At 71.2% G+C, this 25987-nt stretch carries 25 protein-coding genes and 1 pseudogene; 17 read left to right on the plus strand and 9 right to left on the minus strand.

All coding sequences use genetic code 11. From position 1 onward, the window contains the following. Positions 1–412 precede the first annotated feature (412 nt). From ACFY9S_RS02735 to ACFY9S_RS02790, 12 genes are all read left to right on the plus strand, one after another. The gene (locus tag ACFY9S_RS02735; protein ID WP_391121864.1) at positions 413–676 is read left to right on the plus strand and encodes a DUF6284 family protein; all 264 of its coding nucleotides are present in this window, start codon (positions 413–415) and stop codon (positions 674–676) included. Then, a complete protein-coding gene (locus ACFY9S_RS02740; protein ID WP_391121867.1) occupies positions 673–1203 on the plus strand; it encodes a hypothetical protein in 531 nt (176 codons plus the stop codon). Before ACFY9S_RS02735 ends, ACFY9S_RS02740 begins: the two co-directional genes overlap by 4 nt. Continuing rightward, positions 1200–2177, plus strand: coding sequence for a DUF2637 domain-containing protein (locus ACFY9S_RS02745; RefSeq protein WP_391121869.1), 978 nt, complete (start codon positions 1200–1202; stop codon positions 2175–2177). The genes ACFY9S_RS02740 and ACFY9S_RS02745 overlap by 4 nt, the downstream gene beginning before the upstream one ends. Continuing rightward, positions 2177–2512 (plus strand): RRQRL motif-containing zinc-binding protein, encoded by a 336-nt coding sequence (locus ACFY9S_RS02750; protein ID WP_391121872.1) that lies wholly within the window; start codon positions 2177–2179, stop codon positions 2510–2512. Before ACFY9S_RS02745 ends, ACFY9S_RS02750 begins: the two co-directional genes overlap by 1 nt. Before the next feature lie 43 nt (positions 2513–2555). Continuing rightward, positions 2556–3104, plus strand: a complete 549-nt coding sequence (locus tag ACFY9S_RS02755; protein ID WP_391121875.1) for a hypothetical protein — start codon at positions 2556–2558, stop codon at positions 3102–3104. 110 nt (positions 3105–3214) lie between these two features. Beyond that, the gene (locus ACFY9S_RS02760; RefSeq protein ID WP_391121877.1) at positions 3215–5332 is read left to right on the plus strand and encodes an FtsK/SpoIIIE domain-containing protein; all 2118 of its coding nucleotides are present in this window, start codon (positions 3215–3217) and stop codon (positions 5330–5332) included. Positions 5333–5537: 205 nt separating this feature from the next. After that, positions 5538–6002, plus strand: coding sequence for a hypothetical protein (locus ACFY9S_RS02765; protein ID WP_391121880.1), 465 nt, complete (start codon positions 5538–5540; stop codon positions 6000–6002). Between the two features lie 30 nt (positions 6003–6032). Further along, a complete protein-coding gene (locus tag ACFY9S_RS02770; RefSeq protein WP_391121884.1) occupies positions 6033–6458 on the plus strand; it encodes an NUDIX domain-containing protein in 426 nt (141 codons plus the stop codon). Positions 6459–6545: 87 nt separating this feature from the next. Next, complete coding sequence (locus ACFY9S_RS02775) at positions 6546–7415, plus strand: bifunctional DNA primase/polymerase (protein WP_391121887.1); 870 nt, start codon at positions 6546–6548, stop codon at positions 7413–7415. A gap of 3 nt (positions 7416–7418) precedes the next feature. Then, the gene (locus ACFY9S_RS02780; RefSeq protein ID WP_391121890.1) at positions 7419–8894 is read left to right on the plus strand and encodes an ATP-binding protein; all 1476 of its coding nucleotides are present in this window, start codon (positions 7419–7421) and stop codon (positions 8892–8894) included. A 448-nt stretch (positions 8895–9342) separates the two neighbouring features. After that, on the plus strand, positions 9343–9531 hold the full coding sequence (locus ACFY9S_RS02785; protein WP_391121893.1) for a helix-turn-helix domain-containing protein: 189 nt from the start codon (positions 9343–9345) through the stop codon (positions 9529–9531). 27 nt (positions 9532–9558) lie between these two features. Further along, positions 9559–10794, plus strand: coding sequence for a tyrosine-type recombinase/integrase (locus ACFY9S_RS02790; RefSeq protein WP_391121896.1), 1236 nt, complete (start codon positions 9559–9561; stop codon positions 10792–10794). A 93-nt stretch (positions 10795–10887) separates the two neighbouring features. On the opposite strand, the gene ACFY9S_RS02795 is transcribed toward ACFY9S_RS02790, so the two are convergent. From ACFY9S_RS02795 to ACFY9S_RS02810, 4 genes are all read right to left on the minus strand, one after another. Next, complete coding sequence (locus tag ACFY9S_RS02795; RefSeq protein WP_391121899.1) at positions 10888–11406, minus strand: NUDIX domain-containing protein; 519 nt, start codon at positions 11404–11406, stop codon at positions 10888–10890. A 92-nt stretch (positions 11407–11498) separates the two neighbouring features. After that, positions 11499–11993 carry an excalibur calcium-binding domain-containing protein gene (locus tag ACFY9S_RS02800; RefSeq protein WP_391121902.1) on the minus strand — a complete coding sequence of 165 codons (495 nt, stop codon included), beginning with the start codon at positions 11991–11993 and terminating at the stop codon, positions 11499–11501. A 188-nt stretch (positions 11994–12181) separates the two neighbouring features. Then, positions 12182–13669, minus strand: a complete 1488-nt coding sequence (locus ACFY9S_RS02805; RefSeq protein ID WP_391121905.1) for an ATP-binding protein — start codon at positions 13667–13669, stop codon at positions 12182–12184. Beyond that, on the minus strand, positions 13666–14472 hold the full coding sequence (locus ACFY9S_RS02810; protein ID WP_391121908.1) for a winged helix-turn-helix domain-containing protein: 807 nt from the start codon (positions 14470–14472) through the stop codon (positions 13666–13668). The genes ACFY9S_RS02805 and ACFY9S_RS02810 overlap by 4 nt, the downstream gene beginning before the upstream one ends. Before the next feature lie 217 nt (positions 14473–14689). Between ACFY9S_RS02810 and ACFY9S_RS02815 the strand changes: the two genes are divergently transcribed. Beyond that, the gene (locus ACFY9S_RS02815; protein ID WP_391121911.1) at positions 14690–15295 is read left to right on the plus strand and encodes a carbonic anhydrase; all 606 of its coding nucleotides are present in this window, start codon (positions 14690–14692) and stop codon (positions 15293–15295) included. Between the two features lie 146 nt (positions 15296–15441). Next, on the plus strand, positions 15442–17226 hold the full coding sequence (locus ACFY9S_RS02820; RefSeq protein WP_391121914.1) for a SulP family inorganic anion transporter: 1785 nt from the start codon (positions 15442–15444) through the stop codon (positions 17224–17226). 84 nt (positions 17227–17310) lie between these two features. Here ACFY9S_RS02820 and ACFY9S_RS02825 read toward each other — a convergent pair whose 3' ends face one another. Then, complete coding sequence (locus tag ACFY9S_RS02825) at positions 17311–17739, minus strand: peptidase inhibitor family I36 protein (protein ID WP_391121917.1); 429 nt, start codon at positions 17737–17739, stop codon at positions 17311–17313. A gap of 233 nt (positions 17740–17972) precedes the next feature. On the opposite strand from ACFY9S_RS02825, the gene ACFY9S_RS02830 reads away from it, so the two are divergent. Then, positions 17973–19388, plus strand: a complete 1416-nt coding sequence (locus ACFY9S_RS02830; RefSeq protein WP_391121919.1) for a helix-turn-helix domain-containing protein — start codon at positions 17973–17975, stop codon at positions 19386–19388. A 208-nt stretch (positions 19389–19596) separates the two neighbouring features. Here ACFY9S_RS02830 and nirD read toward each other — a convergent pair whose 3' ends face one another. Genes nirD through ACFY9S_RS02845 form a run of 3 tightly spaced genes read right to left on the minus strand, consistent with a single transcriptional unit; the run spans position 19597 to position 23773 of the window. Beyond that, positions 19597–19947 (minus strand): nitrite reductase small subunit NirD, encoded by a 351-nt coding sequence (nirD, locus tag ACFY9S_RS02835; RefSeq protein WP_391121922.1) that lies wholly within the window; start codon positions 19945–19947, stop codon positions 19597–19599. Further along, positions 19944–22556, minus strand: a complete 2613-nt coding sequence (nirB, locus tag ACFY9S_RS02840; RefSeq protein WP_391121925.1) for a nitrite reductase large subunit NirB — start codon at positions 22554–22556, stop codon at positions 19944–19946. The genes nirD and nirB overlap by 4 nt, the downstream gene beginning before the upstream one ends. After that, positions 22556–23773 carry an FAD-dependent oxidoreductase gene (locus ACFY9S_RS02845; protein WP_391121928.1) on the minus strand — a complete coding sequence of 406 codons (1218 nt, stop codon included), beginning with the start codon at positions 23771–23773 and terminating at the stop codon, positions 22556–22558. The genes nirB and ACFY9S_RS02845 overlap by 1 nt, the downstream gene beginning before the upstream one ends. A gap of 359 nt (positions 23774–24132) precedes the next feature. Between ACFY9S_RS02845 and ACFY9S_RS02850 the strand changes: the two genes are divergently transcribed. Together ACFY9S_RS02850 and ACFY9S_RS02855 are read left to right on the plus strand one after the other, a co-directional pair. Then, positions 24133–24756, plus strand: a complete 624-nt coding sequence (locus ACFY9S_RS02850) for a histidine phosphatase family protein (RefSeq protein WP_391121931.1) — start codon at positions 24133–24135, stop codon at positions 24754–24756. Positions 24757–24771: 15 nt separating this feature from the next. Continuing rightward, positions 24772–25059: pseudogene (locus tag ACFY9S_RS02855) on the plus strand (IS5/IS1182 family transposase); the annotation flags it as partial. 15 nt (positions 25060–25074) lie between these two features. On the opposite strand, the gene ACFY9S_RS02860 reads toward ACFY9S_RS02855, so the two are convergent. Beyond that, complete coding sequence (locus ACFY9S_RS02860) at positions 25075–25977, minus strand: NAD(P)-binding domain-containing protein (protein WP_391121934.1); 903 nt, start codon at positions 25975–25977, stop codon at positions 25075–25077. Positions 25978–25987: the final 10 nt, after the last annotated feature.

Here is a 25987-nt window from a genome sequence, read left to right on the forward strand (position 1 = left end):
ACCCCCCCTAAGCGACGCGGTGGGCGCTCCTTGCGGCTGCTTTGACCTGCAACGACGCCCGGAGGGCCCCGCGAGCGAGCGGGAGCGAGCCCAAAGGAAGCGGCTGCTGGTTGAGAACTGCATAGAGCTACGCGAATCCAGGCAACTGCGACAAGCCGTAGGCCCTGCCTGTGCGACTGAGCACGCACTTTTTCGCAATGCCGCCCCTTGCTGCGGCGGACGGCGATCCATCTGCGCACAGGTGACACAAGGGCAAAGATCGCGGGCCCCGAAGGCATCGACCGGTTCGAGTCCGGTCCGGGGCACTGGCCGCCCGCGCGCGGTCTCTTCCAATAACGGCAAGTGCCCCCGGTGCTGGAACACCGGGGGCACGGTTTCGGGCCGTTCCACCTGTGAGAGGAACCACGACCCAATGAGCCACATCGTCACTGTTCAGGACGCTGTTACCGCGTTCGCTCCCTGGATGGAGCCGACGGACGCGGAGCTGGACGCGATCGAGCTGGAGATGCCCGTGATCCTGGCGGACGTCGAGTTGCTGGACGCGCACATCGTCACCCTGGACCGCACGCCGACCGAGCTGGACGAGCGGCGCATCCGCCGGGCCCGCCGGCGCGTGCTCGCCGCGCACCGCGACCACGTCAACGGCCTGGCCGGGCAGACGGGCGGTGTCGCATGATCCGCATCGTCACCCGGGCCCGCATCGAGCAGCTTGAGCACGACTTCCGTTCCGCCTGCGAGCGGGCCCGGCAGGCCAGCGGGGCGGCGAACGAGGCGTTCGGCCGGCACGTCCGTGAGCTGTACGTCGCCACCGACCGCGCCGAGCGGGCGGAAGCCACCACCACCGAGGTGGGCCAGCTCCTGGCCCGCGCGATGGAGGAGCTGTCCGCCGCGCAGCAGGAACTGCTGCGGAAGGACATCGAGATCCGCCGGCTGCGGGCCGAGCTGGAGGACGACTCGATGGAAGGGCGGACGCTGACGGTGCTGCTGCACTACGGCGAGCCCCACACCGTCTACGCCTCCCGCGAGGACGCCCACGCCGACACCGCCACCCACGGCGTCCCTGCGGACAGGTGGGTGCCCTCCGGTGAACGCCCGGCGTCGGCGTGCAAGTGGCGGTGTGAGGCGTTCATCTACGACGCCGCCTCCAACGGGTTCCGCCGCGCGTACATGCCCGCGCCGAAGCCGGTCGGGGAGGCGGCGTGAACAGTGTTCAGACCCGTTCAGCGGAGCGCGCCCTGTCGGGTGGGACGTGGCTGATCGTGTGCGGAGCGATGCTGTATTCGATCCTCACGGTCACGCCGCTGATGGCCAAGCACACGGCCGAGGAGTGGGACTGGACGGCCCCGATCCTGCCGCTCGTGGTGGACGCGGCAGTCGTCATCGTGGTCAAGCTCGATGACGTGCTGGCCCGCCTGGGCGGGGACGGCGGACGCTGGCCCATCACCCTGCGCTGGATGACCGGCCTGATGACCCTCGCCCTCAACACCGCCGACTCCGCACTGAAGAAAGACCTGGTCGGCGTGGCGGTCCACTCGGTTGCGCCGCTGCTGCTGATCGTCACGGCAGAGACCAGCCTGGCCTACCGGCGGGCCATCGCCAGCGCCGTGGCGACCCTGGAGGCCGAGCACAGGGCCGAGCGGGAGCGGCGGGAGCGGGAAGCCCGGGAGCGTGCCGAGCAGGCCCGTGCCGAGGCGCGGGAGGAGCGCGAGCACGCGGCGCAGTTGGTGCGTGAACAGCGTGAACACGAAGCCCGCATCGCCCGCGAGCAGGCTGAGCGGGAGGAGCGGCAGCGCCGTGAGGAGCGGGAGGCCCGGGAGCGGGCTGAGGCTGCCGAGCGGGAGGCTCGTGAACGCCGTGAACGCGAGCGTGAACAGCGTGAACAAGAGCGGCTCGCGCTTGAACAGCAGGCCCGGCAGCGGGCCGAAGCCGAGCAGCGTGAGCGCGTCGAGCAGGCGGAGCGTGAACGCGCTGCGCTGCTGGAGCGCGGCGCGGCGGAGAGCAAGCTGCCGGAGGATGAGGCGCGCCGGATCGTGGCCGCCGCGTTCGAAGCGAGCTTGTCGGTGCGGCAGGCGGCGGAGCTGTGCGGCTGGTCGGTTGGCTGGGTCTCCCACCGCTACGCCGAGCACCGCGACCCCGCCGCCGGCGGTCGCGCTGATCTCGCCATCGCGGGTCAGTGATGGGCGCCTTACCCGTCTACCCGTGGAAGTTCGCGCCGGATGGCCTGGCCACTCGCCGTCAGCTCCGTGCCGAAGGGCTGCGGCCCGGCGGGCAGGACGTGGCCGCTCAGCTCGAACGGCCACGCCAGCGTCGGGGCCCGCTGGTCGCCTACCTCTACCGCGTCGACCTCGCCAAGCCGGTGCGGCCCATGACGCCGGCGAAGTGGGCGGCCCTGGCCAAGGCCAACGCTGCCCGCCGCACCTGCCCGTCCTGCCGGCTCGATGCGGGCTACGTCATCCCCGCTTCCCTCGGCATGTGTGTCACCTGCGCCTACCCCGAAGAGTCCGCCGCCTGACCTGCGGCGATCCCTGAGACGGAGACCTGTCGTGAAGACATCCGTGAGCACGCACAAGTTGCCCGGCTACGGCTCTACCCTCCGCACCGCGAAGAGGCTGACCGAGCAGGCCGTGAAGCTCGTGGGCCGGTCCGTGTCCGGCCGCATGCCGGACGTGGAAGTCGTCCTGACCAATGAGCGCGGCATGGCCGAGTTGATGGTCGCCGCTGACATCGCCCTGGCCGGTGCCGCCGACCGCCGCGCTCTCAACCGAGTCACCCGCCGGGCCAAGCAGACCGCCCGCGAGATTCAGGGAGCGGCGATCCCGCGCCCGGACGGCTCGACGCTGATCCTGATCAACGCCGACAAGCACCCCACCCCGGCGGACTTCGCCGTGACGCTCGTGCACGAGCTGGTGCACGCCATGCAGTTCAGCCGCAAGGGCGTGGTGGAACGGATCGTGCGCAACACCCGCGCCGAACTCGGCATCGAGCGTCAGTCCCGCCGCCAGGCCCGCGAACACGAGCAGCTGGTGGAGCTGGACGAGAACGAGGCGCACAGCCGCGAGTACCTCGCCGACAAGCTCGTTCCCGGCGCCCGCGCCGCCGCCTGAAGCATCCCGCGCTACGCCCGGGGGTGGCCTCTCGTCTGCCAGGACCAGGCCACCCCCGGCGTCTCCCTCAACTCCCGCCCCTGCTCGGGGCAGTCAGGAGAACCCTCAGCATGTCCGACAACGTCGTACGCCTCCACAAGAACCCTGAACCGCCTGCTCAGGACGGGCCGGTGACCACGCTGACCGTGGTGTCCGACCCGCCCGCCCCGGCCCCGGTGCCGCTGTGGGTGCGCTCCGGGCGGGCCGTCAAGCGCGTCGCCACCGACGAGCGCACCATGACGGCCCTGCGCGGGGTGGCCCGGCACGGGATGTACACGTTCAACGGGGGCCGGATCGTGGCCCGCCGTACCTGGGACGGCCGCACCGGCTCCCGCTACGAGCGCATGATCCGCGCCGCCGAAGCCGCGGGGAACCACGAGCTAGCCGAGGAGTGGGAAGAGCGTCTCCAGCGCTTCCGTGACGCGCGGCACCGCCGCCGCATGGACCTGCTCACCTCGCCCGTCGACGTGGCCAAGGGCGCCGCTATCGGCACGGGGATGAGTATCGGCACCCTGGTCGCCCTCGGGGTCGTGATGGCCCTCAACACCAAGGACGTCTCCGACGTCATCACGCCGCTGACTGCGGTGATCGAGTTCATCGGCCTGCTCATCACCATCGTTCAGGTCGTCTGGCCCTACGCCGTCACCCTCGGCCCGCTGTTCGCCCTGCTGGCCCTGTGGTCGGTCGGCCGCAAGCAGCAGGCCGCCCCGAACTGGGCGTTGCCCGACAACGTCCGCAACGGCGAGGGTGAGCCGATCACGCCGTCCATCGTGGTCAAGGCCCTGCGCGACCTCGGCGTGCCCGCGCTGCGCAACGCCATCAAGGAGATGGGCGACGCCGGCGCCTCCATGCTCGGACCCATCCGGATCGCCGGATGCGGCGTCGAGGTCGATGTCACCCTGCCCTCGGGGGTGTCGACGATCGAGGTGCAGAACCGGCGCCGCAAGCTCGCCGAGAACCTCACCCGGCACGAGCACGAAGTGTTCATCACCATCCCCCAGGCCGCCCGAACGGTCCGCCTGTGGATCGCCGACTCCGGGGCGCTGGACGAGCCGATCGGCCCGTCCCCGCTGGTCACCGACGAGACGATGACCGCCGACTACGCCAAGGGCAAGGCGCCTTGGGGCCAGGACCTGCGCGGGGACGCAGCCGCGCTGAGTCTCTATCAGCGCCACCTGCTCATCACGGGCCTGTCCAACCAGGGCAAGACCGTGGCGCTCCGGTCGTTGGCGCTGTGGCTGTCGCTGGACAAGTCGGTGCAGTTCCTCATGGGCGACCTCAAGGGCGTGGGCGACTGGGCCATGTTCGATGGCCTGGCCACCACCCTCATCCAGGGCCCGACCGATGAGCACGTGATCCAGGTGACCGAGATGGTCGAGAGCGCCGTCGACGAGATGAACCGCCGCATCCAGGCCCCGCCCGGAACGACGTTCCCGCCGCTGATCGTGCTGGTCGACGAGGCGCAGGTGGCGTTCATGTGCCCGGCCAAGGACGAGGACAAGCGCCCCTACGGCGGCGCCAAGGCCAACTCCCGGTACTTCATGGCCGTCCGCAAGATCCACAACCAGGGTCGTGCGGTCAACGTGCTGATGTGGCAGGGCACCCAGGACCCGACCAACGAGAACCTACCCAAGCTGGTCCGCGAGGGCGCCCACACCCGGGCCTCCCTCGCGCTGGGCACCGAGTCGCAGGCCCGCATGGCGCTCGGGGACAAGGCCGTCGACGGCGGTGCCGCCCCGAACCTGCTGCGCCCCGGGCTGGATCAGGGCACCCTGGTCCTCGCCTCCTCCGGCATCGACATCCCGGCCGGACAGTCGTCCATCACGGTGCGCACGCACTACATCGACGACGACAACGCCGAGGCCATCACCGACCGCGCCAAGGCCCTGCGCGACGGCGTCACCACCCTGCACACCATCGAGCGGGGCGAGGAGCGTGACCCGCTCGCCGACATCGCCGGCGTACTCGGAGACGCGTCGCGACTGCGGACGCAGGACGTCCTCAAGCGGCTCGCGAACCTCAACGAGGACGCCTACGGCGGCTGGTCGTTCATCGACCTCAAGCGCGTCCTGGACGGCACCGGCGCCGAGCCCTACAAGTCCGACGGCGTCATGGTCGTCAGCCGCGACCGGCTCACCCGCGCCCTCACCAACCGCGACGACGAGGGTTCCGCTTCCGCCTCCGAATGACAGGGAACGCACCGCCGACGGGTCAGGGAGGCAGGGAGAACTCCCTCACCCCCTCCCTGCCCCGCCTCCCCCGCCCTGAGCTGCACAAATGATCACTCAGGGAGTCAGGGAGGCCCGCAGGTCAGACCCCCGAAAACACCCCTCCACAGCACACCCAGAAGGGTGTGTCACTTCCTCCCTGAACCGGCACCGGAAGGGATTCCGCATGTACCCCGACCACACCCATCAGCCGCCCGCCGAGCGGGCCATTGAGCTCCATCACCCGACCCCGCTCCCGCCCGCCGTCGCCGTCCCGGCGCCGGTTATGCAGGCCCAGCCGAGCAGTGTTCCGGCGGTGGCGAGCATCGTCCTGCCCGACGGCCGCATCGTCACCGGCTACGCCATCAGCCCCGCCCAGCCCGAGCCGGTGACCGTCAAGCCGGCCGTGTCCCGCACGGCCGTGAACGTCGCCCTCGGAGGCATCGGGTTCCTCGCGGTGTGCGGCGGGCTGATCCTGCTCACCTCGTTCATCGCCGCGCTCACCGCGTTCATCACCCAACTGATCACCCTGGCCGCCGTCATCTTCGGCGGATGGATCGCCGTGCAGCTCTTCAGCGCGAGCGGCCACCAGAGCGGCACCACCGTGAACATCCGCAAGGCGACGTTCAAGCGCAACCACTTCCACGGCTGAACCCGCCCGCCCCAGAAACGAGAGCTGAACATGACCGAGACCTTCGAGACCATTCGCTACACCGCTGACGTGGTGTGCATCCGGGGCGGCGCCGTCCTGCTCATCGAGCGGGGATGGCCGCCACACAAGGGACGGCTCGCCCTGCCGGGCGGGCACGTCGACCCCGGCGAGACCTCCCGTGCCGCCGCCGCGCGGGAGCTGCTGGAAGAGACCGGCGTCCACGTCGACCCCTGGGACCTGGCCCTGATCGGCATCTATGACGCCCCCGACCGCGACCCGCGCGGCCGGTACGTCACCGCCGCCTACCTGGTGACCGTCCCCGACGACACCACCGCACACGCGGGAGACGACGCCGCCGCCGTCCGCTGGATCCCACTCGACAACGCCCGCGGCCTCGCGTTCGACCACACCGACATCGTCACCACCGCGCGCTACCGGCAGAACAGCCCCTTCTAGCTACGCCAAGGGCGGCCCCCCATTCCGCCAAGAACCGGGGCCGCCCTTGTCACCCAGCACCACTCCTAGGAACTGGAGACAACCAGCATGACCCAAGCCACCCCACAGCGGCGAGCCCTGCCCACTCCCGGCCTCATGGGCACCGCGCTCACCCTCGCCGCGCACGGCATCCCATCCCTGCCCCTGCGGGCGGGCAAGGTCCCGTTCGGCAACTGCCCCGCCTGCACCGGCAACGCGTGCGGCGGACGGCCCAACATGAAGACCGCGGGGCCCTGCCGCTGCCCCGGCGTCTGCCACGCGTGGGCCGCCGCCACCACCGACCCGGCCGTCCTCACCTCGCCGGCCTGGACGGCCGCCTGGCTGCGGGCGGTCGCAGTCGCCTACCACCCCGGCGGCGCCGGGTTGACCGTGGTGGACCTGGACGACGCGGACGCCATCACCTGGGCACGCACAGCGTTGCCCGCGACGCGGACCGTGCCGACGACGCGCGGTGAGCACTGGATCTACCGGGGCACGATGACCTCGCACAACGCGGTCCGGCCCGGTGTCGACATCAAGTCGACCATGTCCTACGCCCGCTACCTCGGCCCCGGCACCGGCACCCTGACCGACCTACCCGACGTGGTCCGCGCGCTGGCCGTGAAGGAAGCGCCCGCTGTCCGCCCGGCGCCCGTGTCGATGCCCGCACCGTCCAATGGCGGGCGGTGCCCGCACCGCACACCCACCTTCCTGGAACGCGGCATCGACATGGCGGAACAGCGCATCACCACCGCCCGCAGCTCCATCCACGCCACCGTCTACGCGACCTTCCTCGCGGTCCTGTCCAGGCACGGCCGCTGCGGCTGCCTCACCGACAACCACGTCAACCGGCTGTTCACCGCCGCGCAGACCAAGGGCGAAACCGCCCGGCACTGCATGGACGCGTGGAACAACGCCCGCACCACGTTGGGACTGTGACCCGTGTCCGACGACGAGAAGAACCCCGCCCGGCAGGTCATCACCGACTACGCCCAGTCCCACTTCCGGTACTTCCGCACCGTCGACGGGACCGTATACGCGCAGCGCACTGGCCACCCCGTGGCCCGTCCGATCCGCTCCCAGGGCACGACCGGGAGCCACCGGCAGGAACTCATGGTCGGCCTCTTCCGTGACGGGGTCGGCGTCTTCAACGGAACGGCCCTCAAGGAGGCGTTGGACTTGATCGAGGCTCTCGCCCTCACCGAGCAGGTACAGCCCACCCACATCCGCGTGGCTCCCGGCTTCGACGGTGCCACCTGGCTCGACCTCGGCCGCGACGACGGCCGGTCCGTCCGCATCCACCCCACCGGCTGGGACATCCGCGTCCCCGACCCCGAAGAGGTGTGCTGGCGGCGCACCCAGCTCACCGGGGAACTGCCCCTGCCCGCCAAGGACACCAACGGCAAGGGCATCGACCTGCTGATGCGGCTGTGCAACTTCGCCGACGCCAAGACCGAGGCCCTGGCCATCGCGTGGCTCATCGGCTGCCTGGAGCCGTCCGTGCCCGTCCCCGCCCCGTTCCTGACCGGCCCGCAGGGCGCCGGCAAGTCGACCGGCGGGCGGATGCTCGTGCGGATCATCGAGGGCATGACCGGCGACCTGCGCAGGGCGCCCAAGGACGAGGAGAACATGATCACGGCGGTCGCGGCCGGATGGATCACCGCCCTGGACAACCTCTCCCACCTGCCCCCGGACCTGTCTGACCTCATGTGCTGCGTCATCACCGGGGCCGAGAGCATCAAGCGTGCGCTGTTCACCGACGGCGACGTCGTGCGCTCCCGCTACCGCCGCCCAATGCTGCTGACCGGTATCGACGTCGGCGTGATCCGCCCCGACCTGGCCGAACGACTCCTTACCCTGCGCCTGGAGCGCCCCCGGGTGCGGCGTACCGAAGCGGAGCTGTGGGCGGAGTACGCCGAGATCCTGCCTGTCGTCCTCGGCTCCCTGCTCGACCTGACCGTGAAGGTCCGCGCGGTGCAGGCCGAGACCCCGACCGATCTGCGGATGGCCGACTTCGCCCACCTGTGCGCGCAGCTCGACGCGGCCACCGGCTTCGGGACGTTGGAGGCATACCGGGCCAGCCTGGACGACCTCAACGACGACGTGATCGAAGGCGACCTGCTGGCGCAGACGGTCCTCAAGTACGCCGGCGAACTCACCCCGGGCGAAGAGGTACAGATGACGTCGGCGGAGTGGCTGCACGCCCTGACCGCCCTCTACAGCGGCGAGGAATGCCGCCCCCTGCCCAAGGGCTGGCCCACCACCGGCAAGGTGCTCTCCGACCGGCTCAGGCGCATCCAACCCACCCTTGCCGCACGCGGCGTCCTGGTCGACTGGGGCCGCACCAGCGCCGCCCGCTACATCGAACTCGGCCGCCAGGCCCCGCCCCCGCCGCCCGAGCAGCAGACCGCGTTCTGACCGCACACCGGGACAGGCGGACAAGCAAGAGGAGCACGCCGCGCCCGGGGTGCTCCTCTTGCTGTTCGGCGGCGACAGCCGCCCCCCGCAGGTCGCGCCGCGAAGCGGCTCGTTCTTCAAGCCCCAAGACGTAAGCCCCACAGACACCACCCCTTTCTTTTTCCTAAGTAGGGAAGATCTGCGTCACTGCGTCACCACCGCCCCGACAGACGGCCCCTCACCTGCGGCAACAGCCAATGACGCAGACGGCGAATCGTGCGTCATCCCGCGTCACCAGCGTCACCCCGTGACGAGCGCCCGTGTCATCGGTGACGCAGGGCCCGTCCTGCTGCGTCATCGGAACCCGCAGGTCAGAAGCCTGATTGACGCAGGTGACGCAATGACGCAGAAATCCGCACCTAGGACACACGCGGGCCCCCGCGACACCTGACCTCTCAGGAAGGACGTCATGAAGAGGTACTTGACGACTGCGGAAGTCGCCGAGCGCTACCGCACGTCGCCCGCAACCGTCCGCTACTGGCGCTACGCCGGAACCGGCCCGCAGTGCTTCATCAGGCGTGGTCGACATGTTCTGTACGACGCCGAAGCGCTCGACAAATACGACGCCGAAGAGATCGGAGGCCGATGCGCAGCATGACCCGAAACATCCGTAGGAGGGGGACTGATGGCTGACGTATATGACCGCTGGCACCTGTCCCGACCGTCGGCCGATGCCGAGCCGTGCGCAGTGCACAGCACCAAGACGGCGACCGTCTACCCGAGCGCAGAGCACGGAGTCGGGAAGCGCTGGCAGGTGCGCTACCGGGATCTGTCCGGCAAGCAGTGCAAGGAGAACTTCGCGAAGAGGACGGCCGCGGACTCCCGGGCCGCCAAGGTGAAGGCTGAACTCGACGGCGGCACGTTCGTGAACCGGGAGCTGGGCAAGCAGAAGTTCAAGGCGGTCGCTGAGCGTTGGCAGGAGACGGCCATACACCGCGAGCGGACCGAGTCGAACGTCGAGCGGGCCCTACGGCTCCACATCTACCCGACGTTCGGCAACCGGCAGATCGGTAGCATTCAGCGCCCGGACGGAAAGAAGTGGATCAAAGAGCGGTCCGAGGTCATCGCCCCGTCGACGTTCGCTACGGCGTGGAACGTCTGTACCAGCATCCTGAAGATGGCCCACCAAGAGGGCATTATCCCGAAGTACCCGTGGGAGGGCCTCAAGCCGCCCGAGGTGTTCTATCCGGAGATTCACCCGCTCGACCCGGAGGCTGTGAAGGCGCTGATCGTCACAGCGTCCCCGCGATACCGGGCCCTGGTGCGGCAGGCGGCTTCCACCGGACTCCGCCAGGGCGAGCTGTTCGGCCTGGAAGACGAGGAGCCGGCCGAGACCGTCACGGTCAAGCAGCAGTTGATCGGGCCGGACAAGGGCGTGCCGTACCTGGGTGAGCCGAAGACCAGGCAGAGCTACAGAGCAGTGCCGCAGGGGCAGTCTGTCGTAGACGAGATCGAGCGTCACCGGAAGGCTTTCCCTCCCCAGGTCGTGTACATCGAGGACCGGACGAACCCGCGTAAGCCCGTGTGGCGCCATGCTCGGCTGCTGTACACGAGCGAGACGGGCGGGGCGATCCGGCGCGGCAGTTGGGCGAAGCTGTGGGCCCGCAACATCAGGCGGGCGAACGCGTACCTGGCTAAGTCCGGCAGCAAGGTACGCGTCCCCGAGGGCACCACGCTTCACGACCTGCGCCACTTCTACGCCTCCGTGCTGATCAAGAACGGGGCGACGCCGAAGCAGGTTCAGATGCGCCTCGGTCACGCTAAGCCGTCGATCACGCTGAACGTCTACACGCATCTGTGGGAGGCGGAGGTGGATCGGACGGCCGACATGATGGAAGCCGTCCTGAGCGATGTGCCCTGAGAGTGCCCTAGAGGCATGAGGAACGGCTGGCTTCCCAGGTCAGGAAGCCAGCCATGCACCCTGTGCGGAGGTGCCGCCCCCTCGCGTTCCCGCTTACCCGGGGAGCCCTTCCCGCAGGCACGCGACCGTGCCGGTCCGGGCCGCCGTCAGCAGCGCGGTGACGGTGGGCAGGCCGGTCGCCAGCGGCATGGACTCCAATTCGGCAAGAGCGAAGAGGCCGTGGTGGTCGTGCTCCGAGCTGCGCCGGACGGGCTGCCCGGCGGGGAGCCGGCCACCGTGGAAGTAGAAGTCGAGCACCGGCCCCGTGCCCAGCACATCGGCCCGGTGGTCGTACCCGATGAACCGCGGGTCCCCTTCCAGGCAGATGCCGGTCTCCTCGTGCAGCTCCCGGCGCGCGGCACCGACGGGGTCCTCGCCGTGGTCGAGCATGCCGCCCGGCAGCCCCCAGAGGCCCGCGGCCGGCTGCCCGTCGGCGTAGCGCAGCAGCAGGAACCGGTCCTCGGCGTCGAGGAGCAGCACGCACGACGCGACGATGGTCTGCGGCAGTGTCTTGACCCACTTGTCACGCGGCAGCACGCGCTGTACGTCGGTGGCGGGCACGGTCGTGTCCACGGTGATGTTCCTTCCGTCGGCTGGGCAGCCCGGATCGAGCCGCCCGAACGGTGGAACGGCCGGGCCCGCCGATGGTCACCGGCGTGCCGGGCTCAGGTGTCGCACGCGATCCCGTCGTTGTCCCGGTCCAGGTGGGAGGCGTACCCGGGCTCACCTCGGTGGATGGGGGCGGCGCCGGCGGCACGGACGGCACTGCAGTTGGCGTAGTACACGTCCGTGCCGCCGTTCGAGTCGCTGTCCTCGGCCCCACCGCCCGCCGCCGGCTGTGCGGTGACCGTAGCGGTGACCTTGACGGTCTTCGTGGCGGTGACGGTGGGGGCGGGCTCCGGCTCCTTCGCGGGCGGGGTCACCGTGGCGGTGGCCGTCGCGGTGACCGTGACGGTAGGGCGGGGCTCTGCGGACGTGGGCTTCGCGTCGCTCGTGGTGCCCCCGCCGCTCGCGCCCATGCCGATACCGATGAACAGGGCCAGGCCCATCGCGGGCAGCACGTAGCGCTTTCGGGCCCAGCGGGGCCCCGGTCTGCCGGGCTGCGGCAGGGGCGGTACGGGGTGCGGGGTGTTGTGCGGGCCGGTGTACGGATTCGTCATGGTCGTCCCCCCAGGACTGGTACGTGAGGGGATGACCGTAAGACCGACCCGTTCGGCGTGAGGGGCAGGTGACCAACTTGTGATGAGAGTGTGGAGATTGACGGTTGGTGGCGAGCGGAACGAGGCTGTCACCTCGTAGGTGATGGCCATCCGGGAAGCCGCCGCTGGTGCCGCGCCGGTCGGCGAACTCACGCCGGCAGCGCCGGTGCCTCCCTTCTCGGCCTCCTCGGGCGGTCGCCGCCCGGCCCGTGGTCGCTCTCGCCCGGCGGTCGCGCGGACGGCAGCCGGATCACCACGTCCAGGCCGCCGGTCGCCGCCGCGCGCAGGGTCGCCTCCCCGCCGCTGGCATGGGCGAGGCGCTGCACCAGGGCGAGGCCGAGTCCCGTACCGCCCTTGGGGGCACCCGGAGCGCGCCAGAAGCGGTCGAAGGCGCGGGCCCGCTGCTCGTCCGTCATGCCCGGGCCCTCGTCGGTGACGTGCAGGTCGACCCAGCGGGGGCGGCTGTCGCGCAGCGCCCGCCGAGGCGGGGCCTGCAGCCGCGGTTCGATCGTGACGGTGCTGCCGGCCGGTGACGCCCTCAGGGCGTTGGACAGCAGGTTGTCCATGATCTGCTCCAGGGCCCCCGGCACCGCGAGCACCGGGCCCACGCTCCCCGCGAAGAGCACCAGCGAGACGCCCTCCCGCGTGAACAGGGGCTGCCACGTGCGGTGCCGCTCCGCGCAGACCGCACCGAGGTCGACCGTGGCGGGAATGGCCGCGTGCTCCTCCAGCCGCGCCATGGCCAGCAGGTGCCCGACCATCCGGGCGAGCCGGTCCGTCTCCGTGACGGCCGCGGTGAGACTGCCCCGGGCGCGGGCGGCGACGTCCGGCTCCATGTTCTCCAGGCGCAGCCGCAGCGCCGCCAGCGGTGTCTTCAGCTGGTGGGAGGCCTCCCCCGCGAACGCCCTCTGCGAGGCCAGCAGATGGGCGAGCCGGGCACCGGTGTGGTTGAACGCCGCGGCCAGACTGCGCACTTCCGGCGGACCCTTGGTGATCGTCACCGGCTCGAACCGGCCGCCGTCGGCCAAGTCGTGGGTGGCCTGCTCCAGTTCGCGGATGGGGCGGCCCGCCCAGCGGGCGAAGGCGAAACCGACCACGGCGACCGCCGTCAGCACGGCGAACCCGCCCAGCGCGAGCAGCAGCCAGACGTGGCGCACCCGCTCGTGGACCGTCCGCGTCGGCACCGTCAGCCACACCGCACCGACCGGCCGCGCCTCCTGGCCGACCGGTGCGGCCACCGACAGGTACTCGACCCCGCCGATGGTGGAGGTACGGACGTCCACCGTCGCGGTGCCCCGCAGCGCCGCGGCGATGCCCGGCCGGGCGGCCAGGTTGCCGGACATCCCGGCGTCCAGCCGGTGCGAGGCGGCGAGTGGCGTGCCCGCCGCGTCGACGATCACCACCTTGCCCCCGATGCGCTGCGCGCAGTGCGCCACCCGCCCGGGCAGGTCCCGCTCGGCCCGCCCCGCCGCCAGGGACAGCGCCGCGTACGCCGAGACCGACTCGGCCTCGTCCTTCGCCGCGTTGACCACCCGCTCCCGCTCCCCGCGCGAGTACACGAAGCCCAGCGGGATCTCCAGGCAGAGCAGCACCAGGGCGGCGAGGCTGAGGTAGCTGAGCAGCAGCCGGCGGGTCATGGAGAGGCCACCCGCGGCCCCGTGTGCACGGACAGCCGGAAGCCGACGCCCCGCAGGGTCCGGATCCACGCCGGGTGCCCCAGCTTGCGGCGCAGCGCGGCGACATGGACGTCCAGCGTCTTGGTCGGGCCGTCGTAGTGCGGGTCCCAGACGCGGTCGAGGATCTGCTGCCGGGAGTAGACCGCGCCGGGGTCCTCGCTGAGCAGCGCCAGCAGGTCGAACTCCTTGGGCGTGAGCAGGACGGGGGCGTCGCCGACCCAGACCTGGCGGGTACGGCGGTCCACCACGAGCGGGCCCGGGTCGTGCGCGGGGGCGGGGTCGGGGGCGTGCGCGGATGCCGCCGGGGGTTCGTAGGAGAGGGCCGGGGCGGGTTCGTGAGCGGGTTCGGCCGGTGGCGGCTCGGGAGCGCTCCGAGGGCCCGGTGCCTCGGAGAACGCCGAGTGAGTGCGTTGCGCGCGGCGGGTCACCGCGCGGACCCGGGCGACCAGTTCCCGCACGCTGAACGGTTTCGCCAGGTAGTCGTCGGCGCCCAGCTCCAGGCCCAGCACCCGGTCGGCCTCCTCGCCGCGCGCGCTGAGGATGACGATGGGCACGTCCGAGACCTGCCGGATGCCGCGGCATACGTCGATGCCGTCCATGTCCGGCAGCCCCAGGTCGAGCAGCACGACGTCGTTGTACGGGCCTTTCAGGCCGTCCGTCCCGGTGGCGACGTGGTCGACCGTCAGTCCGAAGTGGCCGAGCCCCTCGGCGAGCGGCTCGGCGATCGTCTCGTCGTCTTCGATGAGCAGCACTCGTAGGCCCATACGTCCCGTCTCTCCGTGAAACCGGCATGAATCCGGGCAGCGTGAATTAGCATTCTCTGCCGCGGAGTTCACACGCTACAAGAAGACGCTGCTTCTGGGAATCCGGACAAAGAATGTGCAATTGCTGGCCGGGCGTTGGAGTTTGCTTAACCTTCCTCTGTGGGTCGGCGGTCTACGGTGGATCCCCCAGGTAGTACCCCCAGCTCAGGAGGGCGTCTTGAAGGCTTTGCTGGACCGTGCCCGTACGTTCAGGGCGCGCGTCGATTTCAACAGCGGCGAATACCGGAAACTGGCTGAAGGGCAATATCCGGAAGCACTGTTCATTACCTGCTCGGACTCGCGTGTCATACCCGCGATGATCACGGGAGCGCGGCCTGGAGAGATATTCGAGCTGCGGAACGCGGGCAATATCGTGCCGTCCTACGGACGGCCCGGGGCCTGTGGAGAGGCGGCCACCATCGAGTACGCACTGGAGGTGCTCGGGGTTCAGGACATCGTGGTGTGCGGTCACTCACACTGCGGTGCGATGGGCGCGCTGAAGTCCGGCGACGACCTGTCGGCACTGCCCGGCGTGGACGCCTGGCTCCGCATCGCCCGCCCCGAGCTGACCTCCGTACTGGAGACCGCGCCGGACGACCCGTCCCTGCCGGAGGTGTCCCAGGGCAACGTCGTCAACCAGCTGGCAGCGCTGCGGAGTTACCCCGTGGTCCGGCAGCGCCTCGACTCGGGCCGGCTGCGGCTGCACGGCTGGTACTACGAGGTCGACACGGGCTTCGTCCACGAGCTGGGCGACGACGGCGACTTCCGGGTGCACGCCGCGTGAGCGGGGCCCATGCGCGGGGGAGGACGCGGGGCGGCCCGGGGGGCGGGCGGCCGGCGGCAGCGGCGCGTCTCCGCGGACAGGGCGAGCACCCAGCGGGTGGCCTGGTCGGCCCGGGCGCCGGCAGTGAGGGCGGTGGTGCGCTGGGCGTGCTGCTCCGCGGTGTGATGAGTGGCGTCAAGGGCGTCGGCGTCAAGGCCGAAGTGAGGGGCGTCGGCGGCAGGGCCGGAGCGAACGGCCTCGGCGGCAAGGCCGGAGTGAGGGGCGTCGGCGGCAGGGCCGGAGCGGAGGGGGACGGTGGCAAGGGCGGTGTGAAGGGGGACCTGGTCACCGACATCACCGCCTCCTTCGTCGTCTTCCTCGTCGCCCTGCCGCTGTGCATCGGTGTTGCCGTCGCCTCCGGTGTCCCCGCCGAACTCGGGATCATCTCCGGGGTGATCGGCGGTCTCGTCGTCGGCGCAGTCCGGGGCAGCACGCTCCAGGTCAGCGGCCCGGCAGCCGGACTCGCAGCGCTGGTCGCGGAGACCGTCGCCGAGGTCGGCGTGGCCATGCTCGGCGTGATCGTGCTGTTCTCCGGGATCCTCCAGATCATCCTGGGACTGGTGCGGCTCGGCCGGATGTTCCAGGCCATCTCGGTCGCCGTCGTCCAGGGCATGCTCGCCGGCATCGGCGTGCCGCTGATGTTCAGCCAGGCCTACCCCATGGCCGACGCCAAGGCCCCAGGCACCGCGCTGGAGAACATGGCAGGCATCCCCGGGCTGCTGGCCGGCATCCTCACCGACCCCCAGGCGATGATCGCCACGCTGCTCGGTGTCGTCACGATCGTGCTCAGCTTCGCCTGGAAGAAGGTGCCCGGCCCGGCCGGGAAGATCCCTGCGGCTCTGGTCGCCGTGGGCATCGGCATGGTCGTCGCAGCGCTGCCCGGCGTGAGCGTGAAGACGCTCCAGGTCGGCAATCTGCTCGACTCCGTGCGGGTCTCGGGCGCGGAGCAGTTCGCCGGGCTCGCCGATGGGACGATCATCACCGCGATCCTCACCTTCACGGTCATCGCGTCCGCGGAGAGCCTGTTCACGGCCGCCGCCGTGGACCGTATGCACAGTGGCCCACGCACCCGCTACAACACCGAGCTGATCGCCCAGGGCGCCGGCAACACCGTCGCGGGCGTCCTCGGCGCGCTCCCCATCACCGCGGTCGTGGCCCGCAGTTCCGCCAACGTCCAGGCCGGGGCCAGGACCCGGCTCTCCCGCACCCTGCACGGCCTGTGGCTGCTGCTGTTCGCGCTGCTGCTGCCGCAGGTGCTCGCGCTGATCCCGATCTCCGTCCTCGCCGGTGTCCTCGTGCACAGCGGCTGGAAGTTGTTCGGGCCCGCGGAGTTCCCGAAGATGTGGCGTCAGGACAGGGGCGAGTTCGCGGTGATGACGCTGACCATGCTGGTCATCGTGGCGACCGCGCTGCTGGAGGGCGTGCTGTTCGGCCTCGCCGCGGGGATCGTGCTGGCCGCGCTGCGCATGTCGCAGACCGTGATCCGCCAGCACGTCGAGCAGGACACGGCCAAGGTCGTCATGGCGGGCAACGCCACGTTCCTGCGGCTGCCGAAGGTGATCGACGCGCTGGAGGCGGCCGCCGCGTCCGGGAAGCCGAGGATCCGTCTCGACCTGACGGGGGTGACCCACCTGGACCACGCCTGCCGCAACCAGGTCGAGGAGTTCACCGCCCAGCAGCGGGGCCTGGGGCTGCGGGTGGAGCTGCTGATGCCGGGGGAGGCGGAGCACGCCGTCGCCCCGGACCCGGCACCGGCACCGTTGCCCAGGCGCCCGGCCCCCGCCGGGGAGGCGGCGGAACCGTCGCCCTGGCCCACCGCGGACGCCGAGTGGTTCTACCTCGACACGCGGCCCCTCTCCGAGGAGCACGCGCGGTCGCCCCTCGTGGGCTGACCCTGCCCTCCGCGGACATGCCGCGGTGGCGTGCACGCCCGGGCAAGCGGGCGTGCACACCACCGCGTTCGTGCGGGGAGCGGGTCAGCCGCAGCTGCCCGAGATCCACCGGTGGGAGCGGACCTTGTAGGTGCCGGCCAGGTTGCCGCCGTGCTGCTGCCGGGTGCAGCCGACACGGTCGGAGTAGTTGGCGCCCCGGTAGTACGCGACACCGCTGGAGGAGCTGGTGCCGGCGTTCCACACCGACTTCACGTTGGTCGTGGCGGCCCAGGAGCACCGAATGGAACCACTCTGCCAGTCGGGGTCGGCCACGTCCCAGGAGCACTTGCTGCCGGTGAAGTTGGCGCCGGTCCAGAAGCAGATGTGCCCGGACGCGCAGTCCACCGCTGCCGGAGCGGCCGGTGCCGCCGAAGCGGAGCTCGGCACGGCAAGGGCGGTGACGGCGGCGGCGCTGACGGTGAGCACGGCGAGCAGCGGGTTCGCACGAGAGTTCCGGCGTACGGAAAGGCGCATGAGCCTGGTCTCCTCGGAGATCTGGGGACGGTGGTGCGGACGGCCCGACGCTGGCAAGGCGTGACCTGGCCGGGCAAGGACTGCGGGGCCCGCTGGGACGCCGGGATGCCGGGAGAGCGCACACCTGGCGCGTTCCGGAACCGTTGGGACGGCCATGGGACGCCTTTGGTGGCACAGTGTCGGCAGAGACGCCCGACCAGCGTCCTGTGGGGATTCCGAGGGGGGAAAGGGCCTTGTCCGCATGCCCGGAAACGGAACGGTTCGCCGCGCTGTTGCGTTCGTTGAAGAGCCGGTCCGGCCTGAGTTACGAGGCTCTCGCCAGGAAGTCCGGACTGGCCGGCTCGACACTGCACCGCTACTGCCGGGGCACGTCGGTGCCTCAGGACTACGGCAGCGTGCACCGGCTGGCCACGGTCTGCGGCGCGGCCCCGGACGAACTGCGCACCCTGCACCGCCTGTGGGCACTGGCGGACGCGGCGCGGGCAGCCGCGGCGGGCGCGGAGGCCGGGGCGGCGGAACGGGGGGCCGTGGCGGACGCCGCGGGGGGTACGGAACCGGAAGCCTCACGGGACGCGACCCACGAAGCCTCACGGGACGCGACCCACGAAGCCTCACGGGACGCGACACACGAAGCCTCACGGGACGCGACCCACGAAGCCTCACGGGACGCGACCCACGAAGCCTCACGGGACGCGACACACGAAGCCTCACGGGACGCGACCCAGGAAACCTCGCGGGACGCGACCCACGAAGCCGAACCAAAAGCGGACCCGGAAGCGGAGGCGCCCACCAAGGCCTCAGCTCCAGCACAGAGCCCGGCCCCGACCCCGGCGCAAGGCCCGGCCCCCGCCCCGGACGACGACCGGGCGCCGGAGCACCGAGCCCCCAGCACCGGCACCGGCCCCGGTGCCGCGTCCCGGCCCGCGCGGCAGCCGCGCCGGCACCGGCTGCGCGCCACCGTCGTCGTCGCCGCGGCCCTCGCCGCCGTCACGGTCTCGGCCTGGGCGCTGTCGAGCGGCCGGTCGTCCTCCGGCGACGGTGGAGGAGACGGGGCCGCCGGCGGCCGGAGTACCGGCGAGGTCCGGCCGTTGTTCTCGGCCGGCTGCCCGCCCGTGATCGCGATGGGCGAGCACGACGAGTGCGTGCGGGAGGTGCAGCGTCTGCTGCACGCCAAGGGCGCGGACATCGGCGTGGACGGGGACTTCGGCCCGCAGACCCTGCGCCGGGTCACCGCCTTCCAGGTGCTCGCCGGACTGCAGCCCAACGGGGTCGTCGCGGAGCCGACCAAGAAGGCGCTGTACACCTCGCGCGTCCGGATGAGGGTGTGGTCGCCGCTGAAGGTGCGGCAGCGGGTCCGGGAGGTGTTTCCCGAAGTGCCGGACAAGGCGGTGGCCATCGCCGACTGCCAGTCCTTCCTCGACCCGCTGCACATCCTCCCCAACACCAACGGCACCCGGAACTGGGGCCTGTTCCAGATCTCCGACGCCCGGCTGCGCGAACTGGGCGGCACGCCGCGTGAGGCCCTGGACCCGGAGTGGAACATCCAGGCGGCCCGGAAGCTGTGGAGCCGGGACCGCGACTTCGGCGACTGGCCGCACTGCGAACGCGCGGCCGACGCACCCCGTTCCCCGGCACCGAAACGGACGTGATCAGTACCCGAGGGACACGATCCGGCAGCTCAGTGGACGGGACGCCGCGCTCCAGGCAGCTCTCAAGCTGTCCTGGTGGCGCGGCTACGAGACGTCCGGTCAAGAACGTCCGGTCAAGAACGTCCGTCAAGAACGTCCGGTCAAGAACGTCCGTCACGAACGTCCGGTCAACAACGTCCAGTCAAGAACGTCCGGTCAACAACCGCTGCTACGAGGTCCGCACCTTGTAGGCCGTCACCCGTACCGCCTCGTCGTCCAGGCACTGCCCGGACGCCAGGTCGAAGCGCTGCTTCAGCAGGGGCGAGGCGACGAACGGGCGGCCCTGGTGGGTGCCCGTCAGGCCGCGGGAGAGGACCGCCGCGCCGGTGAAGGGGTCGCGGTTGTCGATGGCGAACAGCTCGCCGGAGCGGTCGCGGAAGACCGCGGCCTGCCGGCCGTCCGGCAGCAGTGCGGCCACCCCGCGGCCCGGGAGCAGCGCGCTCAGTTCGCAGACCGTGAACCAGTCGTCGTTCAGGGCGAGTTCGATCGTGAGGTCGGTGGTCTCCAGTGCCAGGGTCATCGCTGGGCGCTTCCTTCCAGTACGTCGGCGGGTCGCATGCCGATGGACAGCAGCGGCAGGTCGGGCTTCATCTGGTCGCGCTCGGGCACGAAGGCGACGACCGGGTCCGGGGTGTCCGGGGCGTTCACGAAGGACACGAACCGGGACAGCTTCTCCGGGTCGTTGATGGTCTCGGCCCACTCGTCGCGGTAGTGCGCGACGTGCGCCTGCATCAGCTTCTCCAGCTCGTCGCAGATGCCGAGCGAGTCGTGGACGACGACGTCCCGTACGTGGTCCAGGCCGCCGGGGATCCGGTCCAGCCAGGTCGAGGTGCGCTCCAGCCGGTCGGCCGTACGGATGTAGAACATCAGGAACCGGTCGATCAGACGGACCAGTTCGGCGTCCGACAGGTCCTGCGCGAGCAGGTCCGCGTGGCGCGGGGTCGCGCCGCCGTTGCCGCCGACGTACAGGTTCCAGCCGTTGGCCGTGGCGATCACGCCGAAGTCCTTCGACTGGGCCTCGGCGCACTCGCGCTGGCAGCCGGAGACCGCCGACTTCAGCTTGTGCGGGGAGCGCAGCCCCCGGTAGCGCAGCTCCAGGTCGATCGCCATCCGTACCGAGTCCTGGACGCCGTAGCGGCACCAGGTCTGCCCGACGCAGGACTTCACCGTGCGCAGCGACTTGCCGTAGGCGTGTCCGGACTCGAAGCCGGCGTCCACCAGCCGGGCCCAGATCACGGGCAGCTGCTCGACGCGCGCCCCGAACATGTCGATCCGCTGGCCACCGGTGATCTTCGTGTAGAGACCGAAGTCGCGGGCGATCTCGCCGATCACGATCAGCTTCTCCGGGGCGATCTCACCGCCGGGGATCCGCGGAACGACCGAGTACGAGCCGTTCTTCTGCAGGTTGGCCAGGAAGTGGTCGTTGGTGTCCTGCAGCGCCGCCTGCTCACCGTCCAGGACGTAACCGCTCGCGCCGATCGTGGGGGCGAGGGAGGCGATGATCGAGCCGACGGCAGGCTTGCAGACCTCGCAGCCGTCGCCGCCCCGGGCCCCCTCGCGGCCGTGACGGTCCAGCAGGTCCTGGTAGGTGGTGATACGCAGGGCGCGGACGATCTCGTACAGCTCCTCGCGGGTCTGCGCGAAGCAGCCGCACAGGCCCTTGTCGACCTCGACGCCGCTCGCCTCCAGCTCGGCGTTGACGAGCTGGCCGAGGACCTTGACGCAGGAGCCGCAGCCGGTGCCGGCCTTGGTGCACTTCTTCACCTCGGGCACGGTCGTGCACTGGTGGTCGGTGACCGCGCCGCGGATCGCGCCCTTGGAGACGTTGTGGCAGGAGCAGATGATCGCGTCGTCCGGCAGGGCGGAGGGGCCGAGCTGGACGGACTCACCGGCGCCGGCCGGCAGCACCAGCGACTCGGGCGCGACCGGCGGGACCGAGCCGGTGAACGCCTTCAGCGTGCCGTACGCCTCCGCGTCTCCGACCAGGATGCCGCCGAGCAGCGTGCCGTCGCGGCCGATGACCAGCTTCTTGTACAGGCCCGCGCGGGAGTCGGAGTAGACGACGTCCAGGCAGTCCTCGGCGGTGCCGTGCGCGTCGCCGAAGGACGCCACGTCCACGCCGAGCAGCTTCAGCTTGGTGGACAGGTCGGCACCGGTGAAGGACGCCTCGTCCGAGGCGATCGTGGCCGCCGCCGTCTCCGCCTGCTCGTAGCCCGGCGCCACCAGGCCGTACACCCGGCCGTCGGAGGCCAGCGCGCACTCGCCGATCGCGAAGACGTGCGGGTCGGCGACCGTACGGCACTGCTCGTCGACCGTGATGCCGCCGCGCTCGCCGACCGTCAGACCGCAGTCGCGGGCCAGCTGGTCGCGGGGGCGGACACCGGCGGAGAACACCACAAGGTCGGCGGCGAGTTCGGAGCCGTCGGACAGCTTCATGCCGGTCACGGCGCCGTCCTCGCCCACGACGATCTCCTGCGTGCCGACGCCCGTGTGGACGCTCAGGCCCATCTCCTCGATCGTGCGCAGCAGTGCGGCGCCGCCGCCGTCGTCGACCTGGACGGGCATCAGCCGGGGAGCGAACTCCACGATGTGGGAGGTGAGTCCGAGCCCCTTCAGGGCACCGGCCGCCTCCAGCCCGAGCAGACCGCCGCCGACCACGGCACCCGTCGTCGCGTTCTTGGCGTACTCCTCGATCGCGAGCAGGTCCTCGATGGTGCGGTAGACGAAACAGCCCTCGGCGTCCTTGCCCGGGACCGGCGGGACGAACGGGTAGGAGCCGGTGGCGAGGACGAGGACGTCGTAGTCGAAGACCTCGCCGGACCTGGCGGTGACCTTGCGGGCCTCGCGGTCGACGGCGATCGCCGGGTCACCTACGCGCAGCTCGATGCCGTGCGTCTCGATGAACTCCATGTCCGTCATGGACAGGTCCTCGGGAGTCTTCCCCGAGAAGTACGACGTGAGCGCCACACGGTCGTAGGCCGGGCGCGGCTCCTCGCAGAGCACGACCACGCGGTGCGTGGCGGTCAGGCCGCGCTCGGCGAGCGCCTCGAGGAAGCGCTGGCCGACCATGCCGTGGCCGACGAGCACGATCGTGGGGGTGGCCTCCGTGGCCTCCGGGGTGGCGGTCATCAGGAGCCTCCATCGTTGGTGAGCAGGTGGAGCAGCGGGCCGCCGTCGGAGGGGAGCGGCTCTGCTCCCTCCCAGGCGCGGGCGAGCGCGCCGACGGTGCCGAGTTCGCCGACGAGGACCCCGCCGACCAGGCGGTCGTCGCGGACGACGACCTTGCGGTAGGTGCCGCGGGTGGCATCGGTGAGCTGGACGACGTCGTCGCCCGGGAGCGCCTCGGTCTCGCCGAACGCGGCGAGGTCGAAGGGGCTGTCGTGCCCGTTCAGCGTCAGCCGGGTCAGGGAGCGGGTGCCGGTGTAACGGGCGTTCGCGTCACCGGCGAGCAGCTCCGCGAGCGCGTCGGCCTGTTCGAGCGCGGGGGTGGCGAGGCCGTACAGGACGCCGTCGTGCTGCGCGCAGTCGCCGATCGCGTGGATGTACGGGTCGGAGGTGCGCAGCTCGTCGTCGACGACGACGCCCTTGCGGACGTCGAGACCGGCCGTCTTGGCGAGGCCCACCCGCGGGTGCACACCACAGGCGATGACCACCAGATCGGCGTCGAGCGCGTATCCGTCGGCCATCTCCACGGAGCGCACGGCGCCGCCGACGCAGCGCACGTCCCGGACGCGGCACTCGGTGTGCACCTCGACGCCCAGGTCGGTCAGGTGCCGCTTGACGAGCTTGGAGGCGGCCGGGTCGAGCTGGCGCTCCATCAGCCGCTCGGACTGCTGGGCGAGCACGACCTGGGCGCCGCGCCGGGCGAGCGCCCGGGCGGCGGAGACCCCGAGGAGCCCGCCGCCGATGACGACCGCCTTCGCCCCCGGGCGGACCGCCTTGGACAGGCCCAGGCAGTCGTCCATGGTGCGGAACGCGTGGATGCCCTCGGGCAGTTCACGGTTCTCGGTGAACAGGCCGCGCAGCGGCGGCAGCACCGGGTTGGAGCCGGTGGCGAGGACGAGGCGGTCGTATGCGATCACGGACCCGTCCGCACAGGCGACGGTCCGCCCCGCACGGTCGATGCCGGTGATCCGGTCGCGCCTGACCCGCGCGGGCGCCGGCAGGGCGATCACCTCGGGGCTGTACCGTCCGGCCAGCACCTCGGCGAGCAGCACCCGGTTGTACGGCCGGTGCTCCTCCTCGCCGATCAGCAGTGCGGGCGTGCCGAGCTCACCGAGCCGCCGGGCGAGCCGTACGCCCGCCAGGCCGGTGCCGATCACCACCACACGCTCATTCGAGGTCATGCACTTGAGCGTGCGGTGCCGGTGTTACCCGGCAGCATCACCTCTGTTTCCCGCGGGGAACGCTGCCCTCAGCGGGCAGGGGTGGCGGGTGTGAGGGTTCCTGACGTGCGGCGACGGCGGCTGTGAGGGGCGCCGAACCGGCCTCGCACCGGGGGGGGCGCCGCCTTCGTGATCCTGCGCCCGGCCTTCGGCACGGCCCCCGCGGCCGGCCCGGCCTCCCGCCGGCGGACCCGATGGCCCTCTTCAACCTGACGGGCGGCACCCTCGGCGCCCACACCGCTCTGAAGAAGAGGGAACCGGCACTCAGGGGGCAGCGTCCGTGAATGACAAGATCGCTAGTGGGCGCAGAGGAGCTTGAGATGACCGGCATGGCCACCCGCCACCTCTACCTTGTCCGGCACGGCGAGGCACTACCGGACGAGAGCGGGCTGACGGAGCGCGGCCGACGGCAAGCCACATTGCTCGGCCAACGCCTCCGGGAGATCCCCTTCACAGCTGTCCACCACGGTCCTCTGCCACGGGCAGAACAGACCGCACGCCTGATCGGCGACCAACTGAAGAGCATCCCTCTGCACGTGACGGAAGTCGCCGGTGACTACGTGCCCTACATGCCGGAAAAGGGCGAGCTGCCGGCCGAATCGGCAGACTTCTGTCTCCGCTTCCTTACCGGGGTCACCGACGAGGAGCGGAAGCACGGACCTGCGCTGGCCCGCCAGGCTCTCGACCTGTTCACCGGGGCGGTGGCGGCCGAGGAGGACCGGCACGAACTTGTCGTCACCCACAACTTCCTGGTCGCCTGGCTCGTCCGGGACGCCCTGCACGCACCGAAGTGGCGTTGGCTTGGCCTCAACCACTGCAACGCGGCACTCACGGTCATCCGCTACGCGCCCGGTCGACCGGCCTCCATCCTCGTCTCCAACGACATGCGGCACCTGCCCACCGAGTTGCGCTGGACGGGCTTTCCCACCGAGCTGCACATCTGAGGTCGACCGTCGGACGATCGCCGTGGCTCGTCGCGCGACATCCGAGGCCACCTGCGGCGGCGGGGCATCCGAGCAGTGATCCCGCAGCCGTCCGACCGGATCAGCCACCGCCTCAGGCGCGGCAGCCGCGGCGGGCGCCCGCCGGCCTTCGACCGCGAGGCCTGCAAGCGGCGGAACACCGTTGAGCGGTGCATGAACCGCCTCGAGCAGTGGCGCGGTCCGGCCACGCGATGCGACAAGCTCGCCATCGCCTGCCAGGCCGCATCACATCTCGCCGCCGTCCTCATCCGGGCACGGCGATGACCAAGGAGACAGGACCTAGTCCGCCCGCAGGTCCAGCAGCTCGACCATCCCGGTGCCGTCCTCGTCCCCGTGGCCCTGCGCGAGCCTGCGCTCCATCAGCTTCATGTACGGCGTCAGCAGCTCCGGGCTGACCCGCTGCTCACCGGCCGTGCGCAGCAGGGTGGCGTTGCCCGCGACTTGCATCGCGAGGTTGGAGACGACGTTCCGGGTGTAGTCGCCGCTCTGGATCTGGTCGGCGCTCTGGTGCACGGCCGGGGCCATCGCGGTGAGCCAGTCCGCGAGCAGTGGCGCGAAGTCCTTGGGCGTGATGTCGTCCGGGCGGATCAGCGCGAAGGCGTGGGTGATGCCCGCGAACATGCCGCTCATCGCGCTCAGCAGGGCCACGTCGTAGAGGGCGGCGAACCCGGGGTCGGCTCCGACGTAGCGGGGACCGGCCGGGACGGCGAGGGTGTCGCGGTGCTCCTCGAACAGCTCTGATGAGCCGCTGTAGAGGACGTAACCGCCGGAGTCCGGGACGCCGATCATCGGCGGGACGGCCATGACCCCGGCGTCCAGGAAGCGCGCGCCGCGCGCCTCGGCCCAGGCGGCGCGCGTCCGGCCCTCGCCGGGGGTGCCGGTGGTCAGGTTCACCAGATCCCGCCCGGCGAGAGCGGTCCCGTCGAGGGCGTCGCCCACGGAGGCGTCGTCGAGCAGGCAGACGATGACGAGCCGGTTCGCGGCCACGGCCTCGGCGGCGCTCCGGGCGACGACGGCGCCCTCGGTGGCGAGGGCCTCCGCCCGGGCGGGCGTGCGGTTCCAGACGGTCACCTCGTGCCCGGTGGCGAGCCAGGCCCGGGCGAGGGCGGTGCCCATGGCGCCGGTGCCGAGAAGAGTGAGAGGGGTACGAGGGGTACGGGGAGCAACTGCGTTGTCGGTCATGGCGTTTAGG

The organism is Streptomyces sp. NPDC012474, from assembly GCF_042955185.1.
In the GTDB taxonomy this organism is placed as follows: Bacteria; Actinomycetota; Actinomycetes; order Streptomycetales; family Streptomycetaceae; genus Streptomyces; species Streptomyces cahuitamycinicus.

Excerpts from the sequence above, each read along its gene's own strand:
- ACFY9S_RS02845 (WP_391121928.1), bottom strand. The coding sequence starts at position 23,773 with ATGACCTCGAATGAGCGTGTGGTGGTGATCGGCACCGGCCTGGCGGGC.
- ACFY9S_RS02760 (WP_391121877.1), top strand. The coding sequence starts at position 3,215 with ATGTCCGACAACGTCGTACGCCTCCACAAGAACCCTGAACCGCCTGCT.
- nirD (WP_391121922.1), bottom strand. The coding sequence starts at position 19,947 with ATGACCCTGGCACTGGAGACCACCGACCTCACGATCGAACTCGCCCTG.
- ACFY9S_RS02785 (WP_391121893.1), top strand. The coding sequence starts at position 9,343 with ATGAAGAGGTACTTGACGACTGCGGAAGTCGCCGAGCGCTACCGCACG.
- ACFY9S_RS02735 (WP_391121864.1), top strand. The coding sequence starts at position 413 with ATGAGCCACATCGTCACTGTTCAGGACGCTGTTACCGCGTTCGCTCCC.
- ACFY9S_RS02750 (WP_391121872.1), top strand. The coding sequence starts at position 2,177 with ATGGGCGCCTTACCCGTCTACCCGTGGAAGTTCGCGCCGGATGGCCTG.
- ACFY9S_RS02810 (WP_391121908.1), bottom strand. The coding sequence starts at position 14,472 with ATGGGCCTACGAGTGCTGCTCATCGAAGACGACGAGACGATCGCCGAG.
- ACFY9S_RS02805 (WP_391121905.1), bottom strand. The coding sequence starts at position 13,669 with ATGACCCGCCGGCTGCTGCTCAGCTACCTCAGCCTCGCCGCCCTGGTG.
- ACFY9S_RS02790 (WP_391121896.1), top strand. The coding sequence starts at position 9,559 with ATGGCTGACGTATATGACCGCTGGCACCTGTCCCGACCGTCGGCCGAT.
- ACFY9S_RS02770 (WP_391121884.1), top strand. The coding sequence starts at position 6,033 with ATGACCGAGACCTTCGAGACCATTCGCTACACCGCTGACGTGGTGTGC.
- ACFY9S_RS02825 (WP_391121917.1), bottom strand. The coding sequence starts at position 17,739 with ATGCGCCTTTCCGTACGCCGGAACTCTCGTGCGAACCCGCTGCTCGCC.
- ACFY9S_RS02850 (WP_391121931.1), top strand. The coding sequence starts at position 24,133 with ATGACCGGCATGGCCACCCGCCACCTCTACCTTGTCCGGCACGGCGAG.
- ACFY9S_RS02765 (WP_391121880.1), top strand. The coding sequence starts at position 5,538 with ATGTACCCCGACCACACCCATCAGCCGCCCGCCGAGCGGGCCATTGAG.
- ACFY9S_RS02740 (WP_391121867.1), top strand. The coding sequence starts at position 673 with ATGATCCGCATCGTCACCCGGGCCCGCATCGAGCAGCTTGAGCACGAC.
- ACFY9S_RS02860 (WP_391121934.1), bottom strand. The coding sequence starts at position 25,977 with ATGACCGACAACGCAGTTGCTCCCCGTACCCCTCGTACCCCTCTCACT.
- ACFY9S_RS02775 (WP_391121887.1), top strand. The coding sequence starts at position 6,546 with ATGACCCAAGCCACCCCACAGCGGCGAGCCCTGCCCACTCCCGGCCTC.
- ACFY9S_RS02800 (WP_391121902.1), bottom strand. The coding sequence starts at position 11,993 with ATGACGAATCCGTACACCGGCCCGCACAACACCCCGCACCCCGTACCG.
- nirB (WP_391121925.1), bottom strand. The coding sequence starts at position 22,556 with ATGACCGCCACCCCGGAGGCCACGGAGGCCACCCCCACGATCGTGCTC.